The organism is Mucilaginibacter sp. (assembly GCF_039207105.1).
Taxonomy (GTDB): Bacteria; Bacteroidota; Bacteroidia; order Sphingobacteriales; family Sphingobacteriaceae; genus Mucilaginibacter.
Window position 1 is genome coordinate 20,946 of sequence record NZ_JBCECK010000043.1, and the last position, 6,527, is coordinate 27,472.

Below are 6,527 nucleotides of genomic sequence, written 5' to 3' on the forward strand. Positions count from 1 at the left end.
CCACAAATCAAAAAGTGATTAATGTCATTTTTTGATTTGGCAAAAACGTGAGAACATGCCATAAACACCTATCAGGAACTTAGGATCACCTTTAACGCCTTTTCTTTGGCTGCATTACCAAATGTGTCGTACGCTTCCAAGATCTCATCCAATTTAAAATGGTGTGTGATTAAACTCGCAGGTACCAGTTTTTTGGATTCAACGGTTTTGAGCAGCATGGGTGAGGTCACTGTGTCGACCAGGCGCGTGGTGATCGTAATGTTTTTTGACCATAGGTTTTCCAAATGCAGATTGACGCTTTTCCCATGAACACCAATATTGGCAATATGGCCCCCGGGAGCTATGATCGCCTCGCAAAGCTCAAACGTTTCAGGTATGCCCACCGCTTCAATAGCAACATCAACGCCGGCATGGCCCGTAATATCCATTATTTTTTCAACCACGTTTTCTACTTCACTATTGATGATATGTGAAGCTCCAAATTTTTTAGTAACCTGTAAACGGTTATCGTCTTGGTCGATCATAATGATTTTCGCAGGCGTATAAAATTGGGCCGTCAACAAGGTAGCTATACCAATTGGCCCGGCTCCTACGATAGCAACCACATCTCCAGGTTTTACATCGCCATTGAGTACACCGCATTCAAAACCGGTTGGCAGTATATCGCTCAGCATCACCAGAGCTTCCTCATCCACTCCCTCGGGTATGTGGTAAAGACTGTTATCCGCATGGGGTATTCGTACATATTCTGCTTGCGTACCGTCAATCAGGTGACCCAATATCCAGCCCCCGTCGGCACAATGGGAATACATTCCCTTTTTACAATTAGGACATTTGCCGCAGGAGGTGATACAGGAAATAATGACATTATCGCCTGGTTTAAAATTGCTGACAGCGCTCCCTGTTTCTTCAATAATACCCACGCCTTCATGCCCGATTATTCTGCCATCAGTCACCTCTGGAACATCCCCCTTCATAATATGCAGATCGGTTCCGCAGATCGTTGTTTTTAAGATTCTTACTATAGCATCTGTAGGAAATAATAATGTGGGTTTAGGTTTTTCTTCCCAGGACTTATTACCTGGCCCGTGATAAACTAATGCTTTCATACCTGTCTGAATTAATGAATTATTGTCAAGCAAATTTGCCGCTTTTCAGTATAATGAACATGTTTAGGATCAGCTTGAAAAATGATCTTTATCATTATTTGCACGCCGTAACTGTTTCATTTTTGTGCTATAAATCAATTGGTTATGAAAAGGCAGAGCAAATTAAAATTACTATCAAGTATCCTGATCTGTGCGTTGATTATTCCGGTAGCCTGCGTGTGCAAACCCGCTCTTGCAGCCAATCCTCTTGCTGTCGAGATCAAAAAACAGCTTCAAAGTGCGCCTGGATTATATTACCCAAAATCGGTCTTACGGTTTTACAGTAGATCTGATTTCCAACCATCCTGGATTAAACAACAGGGGGGGATGGGTCCGGCGTGGCAGGCAATGTTAATGATTGACTGTGTATTGCAATTTGGACTTTCACATGATGACTACCACCCAAAAGAATTGACTTACCCTAGGCTACACAGTATTTTAGATACGCCGGAAAAAGTTAAAATAGCGGAGCAGGCGCGCTATGAGATTTTACTCACTGATGCGGTGCTTACATTGATGAACCATCTTCATTACGGAAAGCTTAATCCTGAATTTTCAGCAACCAGGATTGATAGCGGGCAGTCTGGAAAATTTAACGCCGATGTGTACCTCGCATCGGCCATGAAACAAAAAGATATTTTGGGAGCAATAGCAAATGCACAGCCACAAAATGAGCTTTACGCAGCTCTGCAACGAAGAATGCACCTGCTCAAGGGACAATACGATGGGGATTGCTATGAAGTGCCAGTTGCCGAAGTGAGAAAGATTGCCATCAATATGGAGCGACTGCGCTGGGCGGCAATTGATGAAGACAGCTATATCTTAATTAACATTCCGGAATATACCATGATTTACAAGCTTCCGGATACCACATACCGGTATAAGGTAGCCGTAGGTAAACCCCAAACACCTACACCAACATTATCGGGTAAGGTAGATTATTTTGTAACAGCTCCGGATGCAAGAGTGGTAGAATCTGTTTTTCAAAAAGAAATTTTACCCAGCACCCTGAAAGACATCAACTATCTGAAAAATAGCCACTATGCCATCTATGACCGTAACGGGCAATTTATCAAGCCTAATGCTACCAATATGGAGATTATCGCAAGAAATCCCGAAAAATATTATGCCAGACATTCATCGGGCCTGGATATGACGCATGGCAGATTGGTTTTTAACCTCGCAAACCCATATCATATCTATCTTCATGATATACCCAAAAAAGATTTTTTTGAGAAAAACAACCGCGCCTTAAGTAACGGTTGCGTGTGGCTGTCAGATGCAGGGAAATTAGGCGAACAACTATTAGCCCATGACGGAAACGCAAAAAACATTACAGGATTTAAAAAGGCATTCATTAAGTACCAGCGAAAAACTTATATCCTGAAAAAATCGGTTCCCATCCATATTATCTACATCACTTGCGCCGCAGGGGACTGGGGACTTATCACCTACGAAGATGTGTACCATTTAGATCAGAACTTGGAAAAGGCGTTATATAATACAAAGCCAGCTCTGGTCATGAACGAAAAATAAGTTATTAAATTTCTCAATTAACATAGTCATGAAAACCTACATCAAAAAATTTTGCGAAACTTCCCTGGTTGACATCGGGCAGGTTGGTTATAAAAATGCCGAAATTGGAAAACTAATAACGCTATTAAAGTCAACAGAGATTTTGATACCGAATGGGTTTATTATTACAGCTGAAGCCTATCAGTATTTTGTTAAAGTCAATTTTTTGGCTACACCGCTGAAGCAGTTGATAGAGTCGATTGATAAGGTGACCTACGATAACCTTTCAGAAAAAGCTAGGCAGGCAAGAAAACTGATTGTTGAGGGACATATGCCGAATGACCTGGTAATGGCGATTGTCGATGCTTATGATTATTTGTTTGATTTCACCGCTCCGAAGGTGGCCATTCGAAGCAGCATCGTTGTCCCCCAGGTAGCAAATGCAGCCGTAAGCGGCCTGAATGACAGCTACTTCAACCGGAAAGGCCATAGCAGTTTACTTTACAGTGTTAAAGAATGTTTTGCTTCCTTGTTCACTGAGCGTGCAATCCGATATGCCTTCGAAAACGGATACCAGCCAGATGAGGCGGCGATGTCTGTAGGCATCCAGGAAATGGTCAGAGCAGACATTGGATGTTCGGGGGTTGGTTTCACACACTTTCCCGGACACGGCAACGAAGATATTATATTCTTAAAAGCGATCTGGGGCTTAGGAGACATGATTAACCGGTATAAGATAAAACCAGATGAATACCTGGTCTTCAAGCCGTCACTAAGAATGCGGCAGGGTATTTTGGTGGAAAGAGATCTGGGTAGCAAATGCCAAACATTAATTTTCGCTGATGAAGACGACGAGATCCATCAAACTTTGGTCAAGGATACGCCACTTGAACTTCAGGAAACCTATGTACTTGGCGACATAGAGATCAGGCATTTATCAGAATGGGCGCTGACGCTCGAACAGCTTTACCAAAAACCAATGTGCTTTGAATGGGCAAAAGACGGTAAGAACCATCAATTTTACCTGTTGCAGGTTAGTCCGTATCAGGTTTCTGCTTACAATCAACAGATTGCCGGGGCTCTGGTGCATGCCAGGCAAAGTTTTTTGCCGGATTAAAGGCCCGCCGCTATGGACTTGATTTGACCTTTTAAAATATTGATAATCACCTTCAGGTAATTTCCACGTTGCCGAAAAATCTGAAGGTGATTTAATGCCGCCATTTTTCTTGTAACCGGTGATTGTGGCGCCCCACTCAATCGGTAGAAATTATTCGTCTTTGTCTGTATAATATCTGTCAAGCGTCTCGAAGGAAAGCATATCGACATCATCATTGAAAAAGAAAAATACCGCTTGCTGAAATTCCGCGGTGTGTTATGGTTCCCTCTATAGTTTGCCGATCAATAATTTTCCATTGCATATATTGTTGTACCCTATACGCCGGAATCAACATGGTTTCTGCCAGTAGAGTCACGAGCTCTGGTTGATCCATTTTCGGCCCTGTTACATCGCTCATTTTAAAATGCTTTAAAAGTCTAACCAACATTCTCCCCTTACCCCCCAAATAGGAGTCCATCCCTTCTTTGGGTATCAGACCCCATAATTGGAACCACATATGAATTAATCGTACAGGTTCAGCCAAAAAATTTATTTGCTCAAAGTTCACCGGGGACCAATTAGCTACGGGTTTAAACTTTAAAGCAGTATTTTTCCATGCTATTCTGATAGGAACGGATAAAGCCAGATCCGGAATGGATGCTCTGGCTATATATTGTTGTAAAATTTCAGGCAGACCCGATCTATCAGGATTAGGAAAAATTCTTACCTTCCTGGAGATTTTGGGCCTGCCTAAGACGGACCGCAAATAGCCCTTTCATGCTTTGAAGCATAAACATCAGATATTAATAATAGTCAATTACAATTTGATCATCAACATCGCTAACGCCAGGAGCAGACCAGGCCGCATGGCCCACCTCAACCCTTTCACTCCAGGAATGTACCTTACCTTTTAATATTATCTTGTTTCCAAGCGCTTCTATTTTAATGCCGTTGGATTCAATGTCCGCCCTGCGCTCCAGGGCCTTGGTAATATTATCTTTAATTACTTTAATGTCAACGCGAGGCTTGACAGTAATCAGGCTTATAATTCCTTTAACGCCTTTTAGCCAGCGAACCGCGTTCATCGCGGCGTCTTTTTGATAACCCCATTCTACCTCACCTTCTAAAGAGACCTGCCCGTCTTCTACTTTTACCTTAAGTTTTTCATCGGGAATGGAGGTATGCCATTTCAATGCGCTAAGAACGTTTTCAGCGATAAGCGTATCTGGCAGCCTGTTGTCATTGGACAGGACGACCTCCAGGTCAATCGCCACGGCTTTTACACCTTTAACTCGCCAGGCTGCCCGCTGGGCGACCGCTTTTTTTGAATAAGTGGAGACCTGACCGCTTAAAGTAACTACTCCATGCTTTACAGCCACGCCAATTTCGGTCGCGTTAAGAATAGGCTCCCATTTTAGCTCTTCCATAACTTGCTTTTGAATTTCTGAATCTGTTTTCATAACTATTTTATTAAAGTTAATACAAATGTCCATAGCCTTTGACCTTTAAGAAATGACAATCCTCACATCCCTTAATGACATTAAACGCTAAAATTCTCTCGCATAAACACCATATCGATATAATGCCGAGAGTCATTAAAGTATGTAACCGGGGTCATTAAATCCTCGGAAAACAACAGCAAACTTTGTATATGAATTAAAACTAACCGTTATGAAAACGATCCTGGTTCCAACAGATTTTTCAATTGCCGCAAGGAATGCAGCAAGATATGCTATGCATGTAGCACAGGCGATTAGAGCTAACGTTATGTTATGCAATGCCATTTTAATACCGGCTGAATCACCAATGGCCGGCGCTATTGTTTGGCCGCTTGAAGATTATGACTCCCTGCAAAAATCCGCAGAACGGGAGCTGCATGCATTGGCAAATAAATTAAAGGAAACCGAGCGGGAAACTAATCCTTCCGGGCATTTTCATCCTGATATATTCATCAATAGCAGTATTGGCGAAGTAAGTGATGTGATCAGAAATATCTTTAGTGATTACAAGGGAAGCATGACCATTATGGGCATGTCAGGTGCTGGGACGATAAGTCGAATTTTCCTGGGTAGCAATAGCAAACGCATGGTGGAATGCGCCACTTTTCCCTTGTTGCTGATCCCATCGAGTTGCTCTTTCACGGGTCTTACAAAAATTGCATTTGCCACAGATCTCAGTGATTCGGACATAGAGATTCTTCATTCCATTACATCCTTTGCAAAATATTTTAATGCGGAAATATTGGTAGTACACATAACAGACGCAGCAAATCAGAAAGAAGCTTCCAAAAAAAAGATAGAAAAATTTCTATGTGAGGTATCCAATAAAGCGAATTATCCCAAGGTTTATTATCGGCATATCACGAGTGAAGGCGTCAATAGCGGACTTACCTGGTTGTGTGATCATGGTCAAATTGACATGCTGGCTATGGTACACCGAGACCACAGCATCTTTCACGACCTTTTCCAGGGAAGCCATACACAAAAGATGGCCAGGCGCGCTGATATTCCACTCCTGGTTTATCCGGCAAATTGTCATACTATATTTTAACGCTAATGATTAACCATAAATGAATCGTCATGCTTGGAGAATTAAACAACGAAAAAATAGACGAGCTGCTCCATACCCAGCTTATTGGTAGAATTGGTTGCCACGGGGATGGGCTGACTTATATCATTCCCGTAAATTATGTTTATGAGCCTCCCTTTGTCTATGCCCATTCCGCAGAGGGATTGAAAATAGCCATCATGCGAAAAAATCCGAAAGTA

The 6,527-nt window shown here is 42.3% G+C and carries 7 protein-coding genes and 1 pseudogene; 4 read left to right on the forward strand and 4 right to left on the reverse strand.

Going from position 1 to position 6,527, the window contains the following annotated elements; translation table 11 throughout:
* Positions 1-71 precede the first annotated feature (71 nt).
* On the reverse strand, positions 72-1,109 hold the full coding sequence (locus AAGC65_RS11185) for a zinc-dependent alcohol dehydrogenase family protein (RefSeq protein ID WP_343112534.1): 1,038 nt from the start codon (positions 1,107-1,109) through the stop codon (positions 72-74).
* Positions 1,110-1,253: 144 nt separating this feature from the next.
* On the opposite strand from AAGC65_RS11185, the gene AAGC65_RS11190 reads away from it, so the two are divergent.
* Positions 1,254-2,684 (forward strand): L,D-transpeptidase family protein, encoded by a 1,431-nt coding sequence (locus AAGC65_RS11190; protein ID WP_343112535.1) that lies wholly within the window; start codon positions 1,254-1,256, stop codon positions 2,682-2,684.
* 28 nt (positions 2,685-2,712) lie between these two features.
* Entirely contained in the window at positions 2,713-3,780 is a 1,068-nt protein-coding gene (locus AAGC65_RS11195) for a PEP/pyruvate-binding domain-containing protein (protein WP_343112536.1), read from the forward strand.
* Between the two features lie 42 nt (positions 3,781-3,822).
* On the opposite strand, the pseudogene AAGC65_RS26195 reads toward AAGC65_RS11195, so the two are convergent.
* From AAGC65_RS26195 to AAGC65_RS11205, 3 genes and pseudogenes are all read right to left on the reverse strand, one after another.
* Positions 3,823-3,921: pseudogene (locus AAGC65_RS26195) on the reverse strand (DUF6544 family protein); the annotation flags it as partial.
* Positions 3,922-3,991: 70 nt separating this feature from the next.
* Positions 3,992-4,525 carry a DUF6544 family protein gene (locus AAGC65_RS11200; RefSeq protein WP_343112537.1) on the reverse strand — a complete coding sequence of 178 codons (534 nt, stop codon included), beginning with the start codon at positions 4,523-4,525 and terminating at the stop codon, positions 3,992-3,994.
* Between the two features lie 37 nt (positions 4,526-4,562).
* Positions 4,563-5,252, reverse strand: a complete 690-nt coding sequence (locus AAGC65_RS11205; protein WP_343112538.1) for a BON domain-containing protein — start codon at positions 5,250-5,252, stop codon at positions 4,563-4,565.
* 178 nt (positions 5,253-5,430) lie between these two features.
* Here AAGC65_RS11205 and AAGC65_RS11210 point away from each other — a divergent pair, with 178 nt between their 5' ends.
* Complete coding sequence (locus AAGC65_RS11210) at positions 5,431-6,309, forward strand: universal stress protein (RefSeq protein ID WP_343112539.1); 879 nt, start codon at positions 5,431-5,433, stop codon at positions 6,307-6,309.
* Between the two features lie 29 nt (positions 6,310-6,338).
* A partial coding sequence (locus AAGC65_RS11215; protein ID WP_343112540.1) for a pyridoxamine 5'-phosphate oxidase family protein occupies positions 6,339-6,527 on the forward strand: 189 nt, incomplete at its 3' end.

Bases quoted from the DNA above. Each gene is read 5' to 3' on its own strand.
- AAGC65_RS11185 (WP_343112534.1), bottom strand. From the start codon at position 1,109: ATGAAAGCATTAGTTTATCACGGGCCAGGTAATAAGTCCTGGGAAGAA.
- AAGC65_RS11190 (WP_343112535.1), top strand. From the start codon at position 1,254: ATGAAAAGGCAGAGCAAATTAAAATTACTATCAAGTATCCTGATCTGT.
- AAGC65_RS11195 (WP_343112536.1), top strand. From the start codon at position 2,713: ATGAAAACCTACATCAAAAAATTTTGCGAAACTTCCCTGGTTGACATC.
- AAGC65_RS11205 (WP_343112538.1), bottom strand. From the start codon at position 5,252: ATGGACATTTGTATTAACTTTAATAAAATAGTTATGAAAACAGATTCA.
- AAGC65_RS11210 (WP_343112539.1), top strand. From the start codon at position 5,431: ATGAAAACGATCCTGGTTCCAACAGATTTTTCAATTGCCGCAAGGAAT.